This window comes from Bacillus sp. FDAARGOS_235 (assembly GCF_002073415.2).
GTDB lineage: Bacteria > Bacillota > Bacilli > Bacillales > Bacillaceae_G > Bacillus_A > Bacillus_A toyonensis.
Map to the genome: position 1 here is coordinate 3,406,741 of NZ_CP020437.2, position 15,095 is coordinate 3,421,835.

The window sequence follows — 15,095 nt, forward strand, 5'->3', positions numbered from 1 at the left end:
CGTTTTTGTCACTTGACTTAAAAGAAGGGGAGAGTGCTATATGAAGCGTTTATCGTATTTCTTATTTTTTATATTGATATGCCTAGTGAGTGCTGGGTGTGCAAAGGATAAAGAAGGAGAGAAATTAGAATATAACGGGAGAGCACTCGTAATTGGAGTTGTTGGAGAAAAACCGAAAGATACGTTTAGAAATATAAAGTTTGAAAGTGTAAAGCTAGAAGAGATGCAGGAGAAATCAGCAAAAGTTGATGGTTTTTTCGTTATGAAAGAATATTTTAAAGAGGCATCAAAGGAGCGGTATACGGACTTATTTTTATCGTTAAAGAAGCCAGTGTTTTTTATTGGCTTACAAGATAAACCATACTTAATTTTTACTGAAAAAGATTTAGATTATGACAATGCCCCAAAGGATAGAGCTATGATGTATACGCAAGGATTTGTAAATATGGGAAACCCTGAAGGACAGTATTGGGGTATGGGATTATATAAAGATACGGTTTCCAATCAAAATATTCATAATATGTATATAGTAGTGTTTCAAACAATTTCAGATTATTTAAGTCGATGATGGAGGAGGCCGTAAAAGGGGCTTCTTCTTTTTTGAATAAACGTTTGTTTAAGATGCATGTCCGGTAGGAAGAAATCGATGCAGTTTAAAGGCTCACATAAAAAAATAGGAAATTAATCAAACGTTTGTTTAAGATGTATGTTCGGTAGGAAAGAATTGATGCAGCACAAAGGCTCACATAGAAAAATAGAAAATTAATCAAACGTTTGTTTAAGATATATGTTCGATGCAGAATGAGAGAAGAATCGAAAAAAATTATATATTTATTTTTTTCTTAACAAATGGCGGAAAAATAAGAAAAATTCGCAGGATTATTAAAATTTATCACGAAATAAGTAAAAGTTTAGCGAATAATCGTTTGAAATAATAAAACGTTTTCTATATGATAAAGGTAAAGGTTAGTAAAAAAGTAGGTGAATTTATGACAGTAACATTTTATTCATATCCAAAGTGTGGCACATGTCAAAAGGCAAAGAAATGGTTTGAGGCAAACGATGTAGCATATGAGATGATTCATATTGTTGAAAATCCACCGTCAAAAGAAGATGTACGTAATTTACATGTAAAAAGTGAATTACCATTAAAAAAATTCTTTAATACAAGTGGAATGCGTTACCGCGAACTTGGTCTAAAAGATAAGTTGAAAGATGCAAGCGAAGACGAAATGTATGAGCTTTTAGCATCTGATGGCATGTTGATTAAACGTCCAATTGTAACAGATGGAACGAATGTAACACTTGGTTTTAACGAAGAGCAGTTTGAAAGTGTGTGGAAAAAGTACCAATAAGGTATTTTTACATAATTAATACATTCACTGGAGGTACAGTCATGAGCATTCCAAATAATTTACGTTACTCTGAAGAACACGAATGGGTAAAAACTGAAGGTAATGAAGTTGTAATCGGTATTACTCACTTTGCACAAGGTGAGCTAGGCGATATCGTATTCGTTGAACTTCCTGAAGTAGGTGCAACAATCGAAGCTGACGAGCCATTCGGAAGCGTAGAATCTGTTAAAACAGTTTCTGAATTATACGCACCTGTAAGCGGTAAAGTTGTAGCAGTAAACGAAGAATTAAGTGACCAACCAGAACTTGTAAACGAATCTCCATACGAGGGTGCATGGATGGTTAAAGTTGAACTTTCTGATGCAAGCCAAGTTGAGAAGTTATTAACTGCAGAAAAATATGCAGAAATGACAAACCAAGACTAATTTTAGTCAACTGAAGGACAGCCTTTGTGCTGTCCTTTTTATTTTGTGCTACATAATGAGTTGAAAAGCACATATATATGAATCAATTATCATGTGAGAGTACATTAATGGGAAATCTATTTAGTGAAGTTTCATGCTTTTTACAATCTAAACAAGCCGCTTCCGCTTTTCTTTTGCAAAAATAAACAGGAAACAACATGAAAATAACGAATATACTATATACTAGGTTAAAGGTTGTATAGTATATGGTGATCGGGTGATGACATATGATTTATGTAGAAAAAGTCATTATTGTAGAAGGTAAATCAGACAGAAGAAAGATTGAATCTATTATTCGTGAACCGGTGGAAATTGTTTGTACAAATGGTACAATTGGTTTGTCGAAAATGGATGAGCTCATTGATCAGTTTTTTGATAAGGACGTATATGTGCTAGTGGATGCTGATGATGCAGGAGAAAAGTTAAGGAAACAGTTTCGAAAAGAATTTCCGCAAGCAGAGCATATTTATATTGATCGCTCGTACCGAGAAGTGGCGACTGCACCTTCTTCACATTTAGCAAATGTATTATGGGGAGCTGACATTGACGTTTATACAGAATATTTACGGTAAGGAATGATAGAAGTGATTGACTGGACAGGAGCCGAAGCTACAGCCCTAATAGAGAATGAAGAAAAAACAGTGCTATATGTATATACACCGATGTGTGGAACATGCCAATTAGCAAAGAAGATGTTAACGGTTGTCGAGATGACGATTGAAGAGTTGAAAATTGGAATGTTAGATTTAAATTATGCTCCGCATTTAGCGAAAGAGTATGGAATCGAAAGTGTGCCTTGTTTACTTGTTTTTGAAAATGGGACACTCATGAAGAAGATATATGCATTTCATTCGGTTGAATATTTATATACGGAATTAAAGTAGGCGGCAAAGTTTTTGCCGCCTCGACATATTTCTTGGGAAATATGTCGACATGCGGGATGGATACAGTATTTGTCGAGCGAAAGTAACAGGATTGCTCTTTAGTGAGAGGGAAATGGTATGTAATAGAAAGTGATATGAAGGATGTGATTTAGGGTGAAATTATATTCTTTGCTTCAATCATTTGTAAATTACGCTAACGGTCAATATCATTTAGAACCGCTTTTAAGACAAGGAGAAAAAACTGTTAATTTCCGCTTTGGAGATGAAAGTTGTTCATTACAAATTTCAAGAGATTATATAGAATTGTCACAAGAGGCAAGAGGAACGGAACAAATTGTGTGCTTAGATGAAGAGGATGTAAAACAATTAGTGAACGGAAATGTAAGATTGCAAACGTTAATGAACGATGGACGTGTGCAATATTCGGGAACATATCGAACGATGCTATTAGTTGAATCGATGTTTCATATATGTAAACCGATGTCAGTAGGTGCTTAAAATTCTGAAGTTTCTTGTTTTGTGAAAATTCTTGTTGACATGACGTGTGGATATTGATACAATTCAATTCATAAAATATAGACAATTTCATAAATTACAAATCAGACGAAAATTAAATCTGATTTCTCTTATCAAGAGAGGTGGAGGGACTGTGCCCTGTGAAGCCCGGCAACCGTCAACTTATGTTGAAATGGTGCCAATTCCTGCAAAGCGAATGCTTTGAGAGATGAGAGAGAGGGATAATGTTGTTATATACGCATATAAACCTTTCTGCTTCTCTAAAGCGGAAAGGTTTTTTTGTTGTTTGAATGTGGAGGACATTCAAATAATAAGAGGAGCTATGGCGATAGATTACACGCATGAAAAATAAAAAAATTGCGGAGTCTATCCAAAGTTTTATGAAATCCAGCTCCAGCGGCTAGAACAGTCGTTCGTTTCATCCCTTCCTATGAGGCAAAAAGCGCCTCTACGTCAGGGATTCGGGCGTCCACTTGTTCTAAACGAGCCGCTTGCGCTTTTTACTTAAAAAAGGGGTGAACATCATGATCTTATTAGAAAATGTAAAGAAAATATATAAGGCAAAAAGCGGTGATGTCACTGCTGTAGATAACGCCAATTTAAAAATAGAAAAAGGCGAAATATTTGGTGTTATCGGATATAGTGGTGCTGGGAAAAGTTCTTTAATAAGGCTGTTTAATCAGTTAGAGAAACCAACTTCTGGCCAAATTACAATTGCAAATCGTGTCATTTCAGCAATTACAGGAAGTGAACTTCGTAAGGCAAGGCAAGAAATTGGAATGATTTTTCAGCACTTCAACTTACTTTGGTCACGAACTGTACGCGAAAATATCGCATTTCCACTTGAGATTGCAGGTGTTGATAAGGAGAAGAGAAGAAAACGTGTTGATGAGTTAATTCATCTCGTTGGATTAGAAGGAAGAGGAGACGCGTATCCATCCCAGTTAAGTGGTGGACAAAAGCAACGTGTTGGGATTGCTAGAGCGTTAGCTAACAACCCACAAGTGCTTTTATGTGATGAAGCAACGTCAGCACTGGATCCGGAAACGACAGATCAAATTTTAGATTTACTACTTGATATTAATAAGCGTCTCGGTTTAACAATTGTATTGATTACACATGAGATGCACGTAATTCGAAAGATTTGTAATCGTGTTGCGGTAATGGAGAAAGGGAAAATCGTAGAAACAGGTCCAGTACTTGACGTATTCCGTAATCCACAGCAAGACATTACGAAACGCTTTGTACAGCAGTTAACAGATTCTGAAGATACAAACGAAACAATTGAAAGTTTAATTGAAAAATATCCAGATGGCAAAGTAATTCGCTTGCAGTTTGTCGGCGAGGCTGTAGAAAGACCAGTACTTCAAAGATTAATGCAACGCAGTGATATAGAAGTTAGCATTTTGCAAGGAAATATCGCACAAACGAATAACGGTTCTTACGGAAGTTTAGTTGTTCATTTAAATGGTGAGGAAACAGCAATCCAGCAAGCGATAGAGGGAATACATCAAGATCAAGTAGAGCTGGAGGTGATTGCACATGGATAAGTTACTCGCAAATGTTGATTGGAATCAAATGTTAGAAGCGACTGGTGAAACGTTATATATGACGGCAATCGCAGCGCTTGCCACATTTGTTTTAGGACTCATTTTAGGATTGTTACTCTTTATGACATCGAAAGATAATTTATGGGAAAACAAAGCGGTTAATACAGGGATTGGAGCCTTTGTAAACATATTCCGTTCTATACCGTTCATCATTTTAATCATTTTATTAATTCCATTCACAAAGATTATCCTTGGAACAATTCTCGGGGCTAGTGCAGCATTGCCAGCTTTAATTATTGGAGCGGCACCATTTTACGCAAGAATGGTTGAAATTGCACTTCGTGAAATTGATAAAGGTGTAATCGAAGCTTCAAAAGCAATGGGGGCAAAAACAAGCACAATCATTTTAAAAGTGTTAATTCCAGAATCATTACCAGCGTTAGTATCTGGTATTACGGTAACGACAATTGCTTTAGTAGGCTACACAGCAATGGCGGGAGTTGTTGGTGCTGGTGGTCTTGGAACACTTGCTTACTTAGAAGGATTCCAGCGTGGAAATAACGATGTAACAATCGTTGCGACAATTTGTGTGTTACTAGTTGTATTTTTCATTCAGTGGATTGGTGATAGTGTAACGACTCGAATAGATAAAAGATAATGAAAACAGGAGGGTATTTCAAATGAAAAAATTATTACTTACAGCACTTATTTCAACTTCAATTTTTGGGTTAGCTGCTTGTGGCGGGAAAGATAAAGATGAAAAGAAACTAGTTGTTGGGGCTTCTAACGTACCGCACGCTGAAATTTTAGAAAAGGCAAAACCGTTGCTTGAGAAAAAAGGAATTGAATTAGAAGTGAAAAAATTCCAAGATTACGTGTTGCCAAATAAATCGTTAGCGGATAAGGAATTAGATGCAAACTACTTCCAGCACATTCCGTATTTAGAAAAAGAAATTAAAGATAAAAAATATGATTTTGAAATAGCGGGGAAAATTCATTTAGAACCAATTGGTGTATACTCTCAAAAGTATAAGAGCTTAAAAGAACTGCCAGACGGGGCAACAATCATTATGAGTAATTCCGTTACTGACCATGGACGTGGTTTAGCAATTTTACAAAAAGAAGGTATTTTAAAAATTAAAGACGGAGTAGATCCAGTTAGTGCAACTCCGAAAGATATTGCAGATAATCCGAAAAACTTAAAGTTCAAAACGGATATCGAGCCTGGTTTATTACCACAAGTGTATAACAATAAAGAAGGCGACGCTGTTCTAATTAACTCTAACTATGCAATTGATGCGAAATTAAACCCAGAAAAAGATGCGATTGCAATTGAAGGTAGCGATTCTCCGTATGCTAACATCGTAGCAGTTCGTAAAGGGGATAAAGATAAGAAAGAAATTAAAGCTCTTGTAGAAGTGTTGCATTCTAAAGAAATTGAAGACTTTATTACTAAAGAGTATAAAGGGGCAGTTGTTCCTGTAAAAGAATAATTGTTTGAAGAAGGGCTGGTGTATGCCGGCTCTTTTTTTCTAACTACATACCTATAGGGGAGAAGGGGATATCAGATGAAAAAGATTATACTGTCAGTTGTTACAGCGCTATCTGTATTTACATTAGCTGCTTGCGGGGGAAAAGAGGAAAATAAGCTTGTCGTTGGAGCTTCTAACGTGCCGCACGCTGTCATTTTGGAGAAAGCACAGCCAATATTAGAGAAAAAGGGTATTAAATTAGAGATTAAAAAGTTCCAGGACTATGTTTTACCGAATAAAGCGTTAGCGGATAAAGAAATTGATGCGAATTACTTCCAACACATTCCATATTTAGATAAAGAAATTCAAGAAAAAGGATATAAAATTGTAAACGCAGGAAAAATTCATTTAGAACCAATGGGCATTTATTCTAAGAAATATAAAAGCTTAAAAGACCTGCCAGAGGGCGGAACAGTTATTATGAGTAATAACGTGGCTGAGCGCGGCCGTATGTTAGCACTATTACAAAAAGGTGGCGTTATTAAGCTTAAAGATGGAGTAGATGTTGTTAAGGCGACAGTAAAAGATGTTGTAGAAAATCCGAAAAACTTAAAGTTTAAAACAGATGTTGAACCTGGACTGTCACCGAAGCTGTATGAAAATAATGAGGGAGATGCTTTATTTATTAATTCAAACTATGCAATTGATGCGAAATTAAATCCAACAAAGGATGCAATTGCGATTGAAGGATCAGACTCTCCGTATGCAAATATTATTGCAGTTCGTAAAGGTGACGAGAAGAAAAAAGAAATTAAAGAACTGGTAGAAGTATTGCATTCAAAAGAAATTCAGGATTTTATTACTAAAGAATATAAAGGTGCTGTACTTCCGGTAAGTGAATAAACGTAAGGAAAGGACTGGGAATTTATCAGTCCTTTTTTCTTTATATATATAAGAAGAAAGGTGTATCATATAAGGATGCAAAGGAAATACTTATATACATTTGTGAAAAAATTGTTACTTTTTTTCGTCGTTTGCGATATCATTTTATTTGATATAAAATTAGAATGAGAATAAAATGAGAATATGAACGTTTTAGGAATTTTTAAAATGTATATATAGGATTAATGGAGGTATTGAGATGGCTGGTTCTACATTAACGGTTAAAGACTTACACGTATCAATTGACGGCAAAGAAATTTTAAAAGGTGTAAACCTTGAAGTAAAAGGTGGAGAAATCCACGCAATTATGGGACCTAACGGAACAGGTAAATCAACTTTATCTTCTGCAATTATGGGTCACCCAAAGTATGAAGTAACAGAAGGTAGCATCATCATTGACGGTGAAGATGTATTAGAAATGGAAGTAGACGAGCGCGCACAAGCAGGTCTATTCTTAGCAATGCAATATCCAAGTGAAATTAGCGGAGTTACAAACGCTGACTTCTTACGTTCTGCGATTAACGCACGTCGTGAAGAAGGCGATGAAATTTCTCTTATGAAATTTATCCGTACGTTAGATAAAAACATGGAATTCCTAGAAATGGATCCAGAAATGGCACAACGTTACTTAAATGAAGGTTTCTCTGGCGGTGAGAAAAAACGTAATGAGATTCTTCAATTAATGATGATTGAGCCAAAAATTGCAATCTTAGACGAAATCGATTCTGGTCTTGATATCGATGCGTTAAAAGTTGTATCTAAAGGTATTAACCAAATGCGCGGCGAAGAGTTCGGTTGCCTAATGATTACGCATTACCAACGTTTATTAAACTACATCACTCCAAACTTCGTTCACGTTATGATGAACGGTCGTATCGTTAAATCTGGTGGACCTGAGCTTGCACAACGTCTAGAAGCTGAAGGTTACGACTGGATTAAAAAAGAATTAGGTATTGAAGACGAAACAGCAGAGCAAGAAGCGTAAGAGAGGAGCATAAACATGACAATCGGTACATTACCTTTCGATCAAGAAACAATCCGTCAGCGCGCTAGCGAAGTAAACGAAGCTGCTTGGTTGACTGAGTTCCGCTTACAAGCTCTTGCACAAGCAACAGAACTTCCAATGCCAACGCCTGATAAAACGAAAATTGAAAAATGGGACTTTATCGGAAAAGGCGACGCTGCTAAGCAAGAGCCTGTAAGTTCTTTAACAGAGCTTCCAGAAGCAGTGAAAAACTTAATCGATGAAAATAACAGCGTATTAGTACAACGTACTGGTACAACTGCGTTCGTTTCTTTAGCAGACGAAGCAAAAGAAAAAGGTGTTATTTTTACAGACATCGTAACAGCTGCAACAGAGCATGCTGAACTATTACAAAAGTATTTAATGAAAGACGGCGTGAAAGTAGACGAGCATCGTCTAACTGCACTTCATGCTGCATTAATCAACGGCGGTGCATTCGTATATGTTCCGAAAAACGTTGTTCTTGAAACTCCACTTCAAGCTGTATTCTTAGTAGACGGCGAAGAAGCTAACGTATATAACCACGTATTATTCGTAGCTGATGCGAACAGTACTGCAACTTATGTAGAAAACTATGTTGCAAATGAAAATGCTAAAGGTATTGCAAATATCGTAGCAGAAGTAATCGTGGAACAAGGCGCACAAGTGAAATTCGGTGCGGTTGATTTATTAGCAAAAGACGTAACAACTTACGTTAACCGCCGCGGCATTGTAGGACGCGACGGCCGCATTGATTGGGCTCTAGGCCTTATGAATGACGGAAACACAATCTCAGAGAACGTTACGAACTTAATGGGCGACGGTTCATATGCTGATACGAAAACAGTAACAATTGGCCGTGGTAACCAAACACAAAACTTTACAACTAAAGTTGTTCACTTCGGTAAACACTCTGAAGGTTGGATTTTAAAACACGGTGTACAAAAAGATAGTGCAACATCTATCTTTAACGGAATTGGTAAGATTGAACACGGTGCATCTAAATCAAATGCACAACAATCTTCTCGCGTTCTTATGTTAGACGAGAAAGCTCGCGGAGATGCAAACCCAATTCTTTTAATTGACGAAGATGATGTAATGGCAGGTCACGCAGCTTCAGTAGGCCGCGTAGATCCGTACCAATTATACTACTTGATGAGCCGTGGTATTCCAAAACGCGAAGCAGAACGTTTAGTCATCCATGGATTCTTAGCACCTGTAGTAAATGAGCTTCCAATTGAAGGAGTAAAAGCACAGCTTGTTGAGGTAATTGAAAGGAAAGTTCGCTAATGAATATTCATGAAATACGCAAACAGTTTCCAATTCTTGATCAAAAAGTGAACGGCAAACAACTTGTTTATTTCGATAGTGCAGCAACTTCTCAAAAACCAATTCAAGTCATTGAAACGTTAGAACGTTACTATAAAGAATATAATTCTAACGTGCATCGCGGTGTTCATACGCTCGGTACGAAAGCTACTGACGCGTATGAAGGTGCACGTGAGAAAGTTCGCAAGTTTATTAACGCGAAATCAATGGAAGAGATTATTTTCACGCGCGGAACGACAACAGCATTAAATACAGTAGCGGCTAGCTATGGTCTTGAAAATGTAAAAGAAGGCGATGAAATCGTTATTTCTTACATGGAACACCATAGTAACATCATTCCGTGGCAACAAGTTGCGAAGAAAACTGGCGCAACTTTGAAATACCTTCCGCTTCAACTAGACGGTACAATTTCTTTAGAAGATGTTCGTCAAACTGTTACACCGAATACAAAAATCGTTTCTATTATGCACGTGTCAAACGTACTTGGAACGATTAACCCTGTAAAAGAAATCGGAGCAATCGCACATGAAAACGGTGCAATCATGATCGTTGATGGAGCACAAAGTGCACCTCATATGAAAGTGGATGTACAAGATTTAAACTGTGATTTCTACGCATTATCTGCTCATAAGATGTGCGGACCAACAGGTGTCGGCGTATTATATGGTAAGAAAGAATTGCTAAACAATATGGAACCAATTGAATTTGGTGGTGAAATGATTGATTTCGTAGACTTACAAGAATCTACGTGGAAAGAGCTTCCGTGGAAGTTCGAAGCAGGTACACCGATTATCGGTAATGCAATCGGACTTGGTGCGGCAATTGATTTCCTAGAAGAAATCGGTCTTCATAATATTGAAAAGCATGAACATGAATTAGCGCAATACGCTTTAGAAAGACTATCAGAAGTAGATGGCGTTACAATTTATGGTCCAAAGCATCGCGCTGGTCTTGTTACATTTAATATTGAAGACGTACATCCTCACGATGTAGCGACAGTATTAGATGTAGAAGGTATTGCGGTTCGCGCAGGACACCACTGTGCACAACCGCTTATGAAGTGGCTGAAAGCTTCTTCAACAGCACGTGCGAGCTTCTATTTATATAATACAAAAGAAGAAATTGATACATTTGTTGAATCGCTAATCAAGACAAAGGAGTATTTCACAAATGTCATTTAATAATTTAGATACGTTATATCGTCAAGTTATTATGGATCATTATAAGAATCCTCGTAACAATGGCGTGCTAGAAGATAGTGTTACAGTAAACTTGAACAATCCAACTTGCGGCGATCGTATTCAACTTACGATGAAAGTAGAAGAAGGTATTGTGCAAGAAGCGAAGTTTGAAGGAGAAGGATGTTCTATCTCAATGTCTTCAGCTTCTATGATGACACAAGCAGTAAAAGGTAAGAAAATTGAAGAGGCACTTCAGCTTTCTAAAATTTTCTCTGACATGATGCTAGGAAAAGAGTACGATGACAGCATCGATTTAGGAGATATTGAAGCATTACAAGGCGTATGCAAGTTCCCTGCACGTATTAAATGTGCAACATTAGCGTGGAAAGCGTTAGAAAAGGGCTTAAACGAAGATAAGTAATGTTAAAGGTTCCTAAAAATGAGGTTATCTAAGGAGGGACACACCAACATGGCGAAGCAACTGCCAGATATCGGCGATTACAAATATGGTTTCAAAGACAAAGACGTTTCGATTTTCCGTGCTGGACGCGGTTTAACAAAAGAAATCGTTGAAGAGATTTCACGTATGAAAGAAGAACCACAGTGGATGTTAGACTTCCGTTTAAAATCACTGGATAAGTTCTATGAAATGCCAATGCCACAATGGGGCGGCGACTTAAATGACTTAGATTTCGATGAAATTACGTACTACGTAAAACCATCTGAGAAATCTGAGAAGTCTTGGGATGAAGTACCTGATGAAATTAAAGCGACATTTGATAAATTAGGTATTCCTGAAGCAGAGCAAAAATATTTAGCTGGTGTATCTGCACAGTACGAATCTGAAGTTGTATACCACAACATGAAAGAAGACTTAGAAGCTCTAGGAATCGTCTTCAAAGATACAGATAGCGCATTAAAAGAGAACGAAGATATTTTCCGTGAGCATTTCGGAAAAGTAATCCCACCAACAGACAACAAATTCTCTGCATTAAACTCTGCAGTTTGGTCTGGTGGATCATTCATCTATGTTCCAAAAGGTATTAAAGTTGATACACCACTTCAAGCGTATTTCCGTATTAACTCTGAAAATATGGGACAATTCGAGCGTACGCTTATCATCGTAGACGAAGGCGCACACGTACACTACGTAGAAGGTTGTACAGCACCTGTTTACACGACTAACTCACTTCACAGTGCGGTAGTAGAAATCATCATTAAGAAAGATGCATATTGCCGTTATACAACAATCCAAAACTGGGCGAACAACGTATACAACCTAGTTACAAAACGTGCGGTTTGTGAAGAAAACGCAACGATGGAATGGATTGACGGTAACATCGGATCTAAATTAACGATGAAATACCCAGCAGTTATCTTAAAAGGCGAAGGCGCTCGTGGTTTAACGTTATCTATCGCGATTGCTGGTAAAGGCCAACACCAAGATGCTGGTGCGAAAATGATTCACTTAGCACCAAACACTTCTTCAACAATCGTTTCTAAATCGATTGCGAAGCATGGTGGTAAAGTAACTTACCGTGGTATCGTACACTTCGGACCAAAAGCGAAAAACTCTCGCTCTAACATCGAGTGTGACACGTTAATCATGGATAACCAATCTACATCTGATACAATTCCTTACAACGAAATCAAAAACGATTACGTTTCACTTGAGCACGAAGCGAAAGTATCGAAAGTATCAGAAGAACAATTATTCTACCTAATGAGCCGCGGTATTTCTGAGCAAGAAGCTACAGAAATGATCGTAATGGGCTTCATCGAGCCATTCACTCGCGAACTTCCAATGGAATACGCAGTTGAAATGAACCGCCTAATCAAGTTTGAGATGGAAGGTTCTATTGGTTAAATAGAAACGCGGAGCCGACTGTTCAGCCCCGTTGGCTAAGGTTCTTAGACATGAGGGGCTAGGAGGCGAAGCTGGATAATATTTAAAAGTGGAAGCAGCTTATTCTAGCCACTAGAACTGGATAATATATGTATGAAGAAAGCGTCCTGCTGTGCAGGGCGCTTTTTTATTTGTTATTTATCCCGCATTAACGGGCAGTAAGGCCCCCACCTCAAAATTCAGTGGAAGCAAAGAAGTTAGGTGGGGGCGGGCTGCCCGTAAAAGCCTTCACCAATCGGAGATGGGGAAAGAGATACCCGGGTGGGTGTTCGGCTAAATATATCAACGATTTTTCAAATATATCGATCATAAATGGGAATATATCAACGATTATTTCAATATATCAACGTTTCGACAAGGAATATCGATTTGTCGACAAAGTAAGACAAAAGAAAAACCTCACATACCCCAAACATTTTATAAGAACAGAGAACGACTAGATTTAAGACAAAGATACTGACAAATCCACTTGAACAACCACCCACTGAATTCTCTATTAAACTTTTTGACCAATCCCCCACTTCACCATCTAAAATCCTTTCACACCAACTAGAAAAAACAAAAGTTTCCATATAAAAAAGACAATCTTTTGCTTTTTCTCATAATGCGAGTACAATGTAAAATAGCAAGAAAAGACGAAAAGTATTTACAGGATTATTGCGTACGTATAGCGTAAATGGCAGTAAGGAATTGAGAGGAGGTTTTTTCTCTGAATATAAATAAAGAAACAATCATCCACCTTTATCATACAAACGATATACATAGTCATTTTGAAAATTGGCCGCAAATTTATCGGTTTGTACAAGGGGAGAAAAAGCGAAGACAGGAAGCGGGAGAGACCGCTTTGACGGTTGATATCGGCGATCATGTGGATCGTTTTCACAGTATTTCGGAAGCGACGAATGGGCTTGGCAATACGAAGCTTTTAAATGAGGCGTTATATGATTATGTAACGATTGGAAATAATGAAGGAATTACGTTAGCGAAGGAGCATTTGAATCGTCTATATGATGATGCTGGATTTGAGGTGCTCGTCGCGAATTTATTTGAAAAAGAAGGTATACGTCCAGCATGGGCAAAGCCTTATAAATTACATACAACGACAGATGGAATTACGATTGCTTTTATTGGATTAACGGTAGCATATCCCGAGTTTTATCAAATGTTAGACTGGCACATTGAAGATCCAATCGAGCATTTAGAGTCTATTTTAGAAGAAGTGAAAGATGAGGCGCATATTAAAGTTGTCCTATCTCACCTTGGAAAAAGCATGGATGAGTATATGGCGGAGCATTATGATATAGATGTTATTTTAGGTGCACATACGCATCATTTATTTGAGCGCGGTGTTCTTATGAATAATACTTTACTTTGTTGTTGTGAAAAGTGGGGCCGTTACGTTGGGCACGTGCAGCTTACTGTGGATAAAGAGACGAAGAGACTGTTGAAGAAGGACGGTAGAGCGATTAAGACAGAGCGGTTAGGTGCTTATAGTAAACCGTTATCCACAATTGAAATGCTGCAGGAAGAAAGTAAGCATATCATGGCAGAGCCTGTCGTTCATTTAAAGGAATCATTACCAGTTGATTGGTTTCATGAGACACCATTTTCGCACATGTTAGCAAATGCGCTGAAAACGTGGTGCGGTGCAGAGATTGGAATGGTGAACGCTGGTGTACTTCTTGAGGGATTAGAAGAAGGTGTTGTGACGCGCGGAGATATTCACAGAATTTGTCCACATCCAATTAATCCATGTGCGTTGAAAGTGTCAGGAAAAACATTAAGAGAAGTGATCTTGAAAGCACGCCGCCCGAATATGGAGAATCTTGAGGTGAAAGGATTCGGATTTCGAGGAAAAGTGATGGGGAAAATGATTTACGCTGGTGTAGAAGTCATTCCAGATACGACTCCTGGGAATAAAATTTTACTCGAAGATGTATTGATTAACGGGGAATCGCTGGAATTAGATCGTATATATACGGTTGGAACGATTGATATGTTTACATTCGGATACTTATACCCAGAGCTATCCACACTTTCTGACAAACAATATTATATGCCGGAACTACTTAGAGATGTGTTAACAGACGTGTTGATAACTCATACATCTTCCGTCAAACTATAGGCTAGTTACTTGTAACACTCATTTTTCTCTTGTCATACAGATAAGAAAGAGAGGAGTGTGAACTATGGTTAATGTGGAGCCAATTATAATCGATAATTATACGTTTATTGCGGTTAGTGTAAAACTTCCAAAGACAAATTTGCTAGCCGTAATGAGCGATACAGGATATATTATGTGTGGTGCATTAGATGTAGGTCTTTTAAATGAGAAGTTAGGTGATCGGGGAATTATTGCTGGCCGTGCGGTTGGTGTAAGAACCATTGAACAACTTCTTGAAGCACCGTTAGAATCCGTAACGACTGGAGCGGAAGCGTTAGGTATTCCAGTAGGAACGATTGGAAAAGAAGCGTTATTAAAAATGAGATAAG

The 15,095-nt window shown here is 37.7% G+C and carries 17 protein-coding genes and 1 riboswitch; all 17 genes read left to right on the forward strand.

The window, feature by feature from the left end; translation table 11 throughout:
* The first annotated feature begins 40 nt into the window (after positions 1-40).
* The 17 genes from A6J74_RS19415 to A6J74_RS19500 all read left to right on the forward strand — a co-directional run bounded on the left by A6J74_RS19415 (position 41) and on the right by A6J74_RS19500 (position 15,094).
* The gene (locus tag A6J74_RS19415; protein ID WP_000826884.1) at positions 41-568 is read left to right on the forward strand and encodes a hypothetical protein; all 528 of its coding nucleotides are present in this window, start codon (positions 41-43) and stop codon (positions 566-568) included.
* Between the two features lie 421 nt (positions 569-989).
* Entirely contained in the window at positions 990-1,355 is a 366-nt protein-coding gene (locus tag A6J74_RS19420) for an arsenate reductase family protein (RefSeq protein ID WP_000218973.1), read from the forward strand.
* A gap of 41 nt (positions 1,356-1,396) precedes the next feature.
* Complete coding sequence (gene gcvH / locus A6J74_RS19425; protein ID WP_000026896.1) at positions 1,397-1,780, forward strand: glycine cleavage system protein GcvH; 384 nt, start codon at positions 1,397-1,399, stop codon at positions 1,778-1,780.
* A gap of 266 nt (positions 1,781-2,046) precedes the next feature.
* The gene (locus A6J74_RS19430; RefSeq protein WP_000640865.1) at positions 2,047-2,391 is read left to right on the forward strand and encodes a toprim domain-containing protein; all 345 of its coding nucleotides are present in this window, start codon (positions 2,047-2,049) and stop codon (positions 2,389-2,391) included.
* Between the two features lie 3 nt (positions 2,392-2,394).
* The gene (locus A6J74_RS19435) at positions 2,395-2,703 is read left to right on the forward strand and encodes a thioredoxin family protein (RefSeq protein WP_002039867.1); all 309 of its coding nucleotides are present in this window, start codon (positions 2,395-2,397) and stop codon (positions 2,701-2,703) included.
* A gap of 153 nt (positions 2,704-2,856) precedes the next feature.
* Complete coding sequence (locus A6J74_RS19440) at positions 2,857-3,201, forward strand: hypothetical protein (protein WP_000781225.1); 345 nt, start codon at positions 2,857-2,859, stop codon at positions 3,199-3,201.
* 125 nt (positions 3,202-3,326) lie between these two features.
* A riboswitch (SAM riboswitch) is annotated at positions 3,327-3,434 on the forward strand.
* Positions 3,435-3,743: 309 nt separating this feature from the next.
* On the forward strand, positions 3,744-4,769 hold the full coding sequence (locus tag A6J74_RS19445; RefSeq protein ID WP_000601773.1) for a methionine ABC transporter ATP-binding protein: 1,026 nt from the start codon (positions 3,744-3,746) through the stop codon (positions 4,767-4,769).
* A complete protein-coding gene (locus tag A6J74_RS19450; protein WP_000359403.1) occupies positions 4,762-5,427 on the forward strand; it encodes a methionine ABC transporter permease in 666 nt (221 codons plus the stop codon). The genes A6J74_RS19445 and A6J74_RS19450 overlap by 8 nt, the downstream gene beginning before the upstream one ends.
* Before the next feature lie 22 nt (positions 5,428-5,449).
* Positions 5,450-6,262, forward strand: a complete 813-nt coding sequence (gene metQ / locus A6J74_RS19455; protein ID WP_000735098.1) for a methionine ABC transporter substrate-binding lipoprotein MetQ — start codon at positions 5,450-5,452, stop codon at positions 6,260-6,262.
* 75 nt (positions 6,263-6,337) lie between these two features.
* Positions 6,338-7,144, forward strand: coding sequence for a methionine ABC transporter substrate-binding lipoprotein MetQ (gene metQ / locus A6J74_RS19460; protein WP_000720648.1), 807 nt, complete (start codon positions 6,338-6,340; stop codon positions 7,142-7,144).
* Positions 7,145-7,382: 238 nt separating this feature from the next.
* Positions 7,383-8,168: a Fe-S cluster assembly ATPase SufC gene (sufC, locus tag A6J74_RS19465; RefSeq protein WP_080609569.1), complete on the forward strand. Its 786-nt coding sequence runs from the start codon at positions 7,383-7,385 to the stop codon at positions 8,166-8,168.
* A 15-nt stretch (positions 8,169-8,183) separates the two neighbouring features.
* Positions 8,184-9,476, forward strand: coding sequence for a Fe-S cluster assembly protein SufD (gene sufD, locus A6J74_RS19470; RefSeq protein ID WP_000152176.1), 1,293 nt, complete (start codon positions 8,184-8,186; stop codon positions 9,474-9,476).
* On the forward strand, positions 9,476-10,696 hold the full coding sequence (sufS, locus tag A6J74_RS19475) for a cysteine desulfurase SufS (protein ID WP_001020759.1): 1,221 nt from the start codon (positions 9,476-9,478) through the stop codon (positions 10,694-10,696). Before sufD ends, sufS begins: the two co-directional genes overlap by 1 nt.
* Complete coding sequence (gene sufU / locus A6J74_RS19480) at positions 10,686-11,117, forward strand: Fe-S cluster assembly sulfur transfer protein SufU (RefSeq protein WP_000009525.1); 432 nt, start codon at positions 10,686-10,688, stop codon at positions 11,115-11,117. The genes sufS and sufU overlap by 11 nt, the downstream gene beginning before the upstream one ends.
* A gap of 48 nt (positions 11,118-11,165) precedes the next feature.
* The gene (sufB, locus tag A6J74_RS19485) at positions 11,166-12,563 is read left to right on the forward strand and encodes a Fe-S cluster assembly protein SufB (RefSeq protein WP_001118824.1); all 1,398 of its coding nucleotides are present in this window, start codon (positions 11,166-11,168) and stop codon (positions 12,561-12,563) included.
* 826 nt (positions 12,564-13,389) lie between these two features.
* Positions 13,390-14,727 (forward strand): bifunctional metallophosphatase/5'-nucleotidase, encoded by a 1,338-nt coding sequence (locus A6J74_RS19495; protein WP_229169975.1) that lies wholly within the window; start codon positions 13,390-13,392, stop codon positions 14,725-14,727.
* Between the two features lie 64 nt (positions 14,728-14,791).
* Positions 14,792-15,094, forward strand: coding sequence for a YunC family protein (locus A6J74_RS19500; protein ID WP_000248471.1), 303 nt, complete (start codon positions 14,792-14,794; stop codon positions 15,092-15,094).
* Position 15,095 lies beyond the last annotated feature (1 nt).

Bases quoted from the DNA above. Each gene is read 5' to 3' on its own strand.
- A6J74_RS19445 (WP_000601773.1), top strand. From the start codon at position 3,744: ATGATCTTATTAGAAAATGTAAAGAAAATATATAAGGCAAAAAGCGGT.
- A6J74_RS19500 (WP_000248471.1), top strand. From the start codon at position 14,792: ATGGTTAATGTGGAGCCAATTATAATCGATAATTATACGTTTATTGCG.
- sufB (WP_001118824.1), top strand. From the start codon at position 11,166: ATGGCGAAGCAACTGCCAGATATCGGCGATTACAAATATGGTTTCAAA.
- A6J74_RS19435 (WP_002039867.1), top strand. From the start codon at position 2,395: ATGATAGAAGTGATTGACTGGACAGGAGCCGAAGCTACAGCCCTAATA.
- sufU (WP_000009525.1), top strand. From the start codon at position 10,686: ATGTCATTTAATAATTTAGATACGTTATATCGTCAAGTTATTATGGAT.
- sufC (WP_080609569.1), top strand. From the start codon at position 7,383: ATGGCTGGTTCTACATTAACGGTTAAAGACTTACACGTATCAATTGAC.
- gcvH (WP_000026896.1), top strand. From the start codon at position 1,397: ATGAGCATTCCAAATAATTTACGTTACTCTGAAGAACACGAATGGGTA.
- sufS (WP_001020759.1), top strand. From the start codon at position 9,476: ATGAATATTCATGAAATACGCAAACAGTTTCCAATTCTTGATCAAAAA.
- sufD (WP_000152176.1), top strand. From the start codon at position 8,184: ATGACAATCGGTACATTACCTTTCGATCAAGAAACAATCCGTCAGCGC.
- A6J74_RS19415 (WP_000826884.1), top strand. From the start codon at position 41: ATGAAGCGTTTATCGTATTTCTTATTTTTTATATTGATATGCCTAGTG.
- A6J74_RS19420 (WP_000218973.1), top strand. From the start codon at position 990: ATGACAGTAACATTTTATTCATATCCAAAGTGTGGCACATGTCAAAAG.
- metQ (WP_000735098.1), top strand. From the start codon at position 5,450: ATGAAAAAATTATTACTTACAGCACTTATTTCAACTTCAATTTTTGGG.
- A6J74_RS19450 (WP_000359403.1), top strand. From the start codon at position 4,762: ATGGATAAGTTACTCGCAAATGTTGATTGGAATCAAATGTTAGAAGCG.
- A6J74_RS19430 (WP_000640865.1), top strand. From the start codon at position 2,047: ATGATTTATGTAGAAAAAGTCATTATTGTAGAAGGTAAATCAGACAGA.
- metQ (WP_000720648.1), top strand. From the start codon at position 6,338: ATGAAAAAGATTATACTGTCAGTTGTTACAGCGCTATCTGTATTTACA.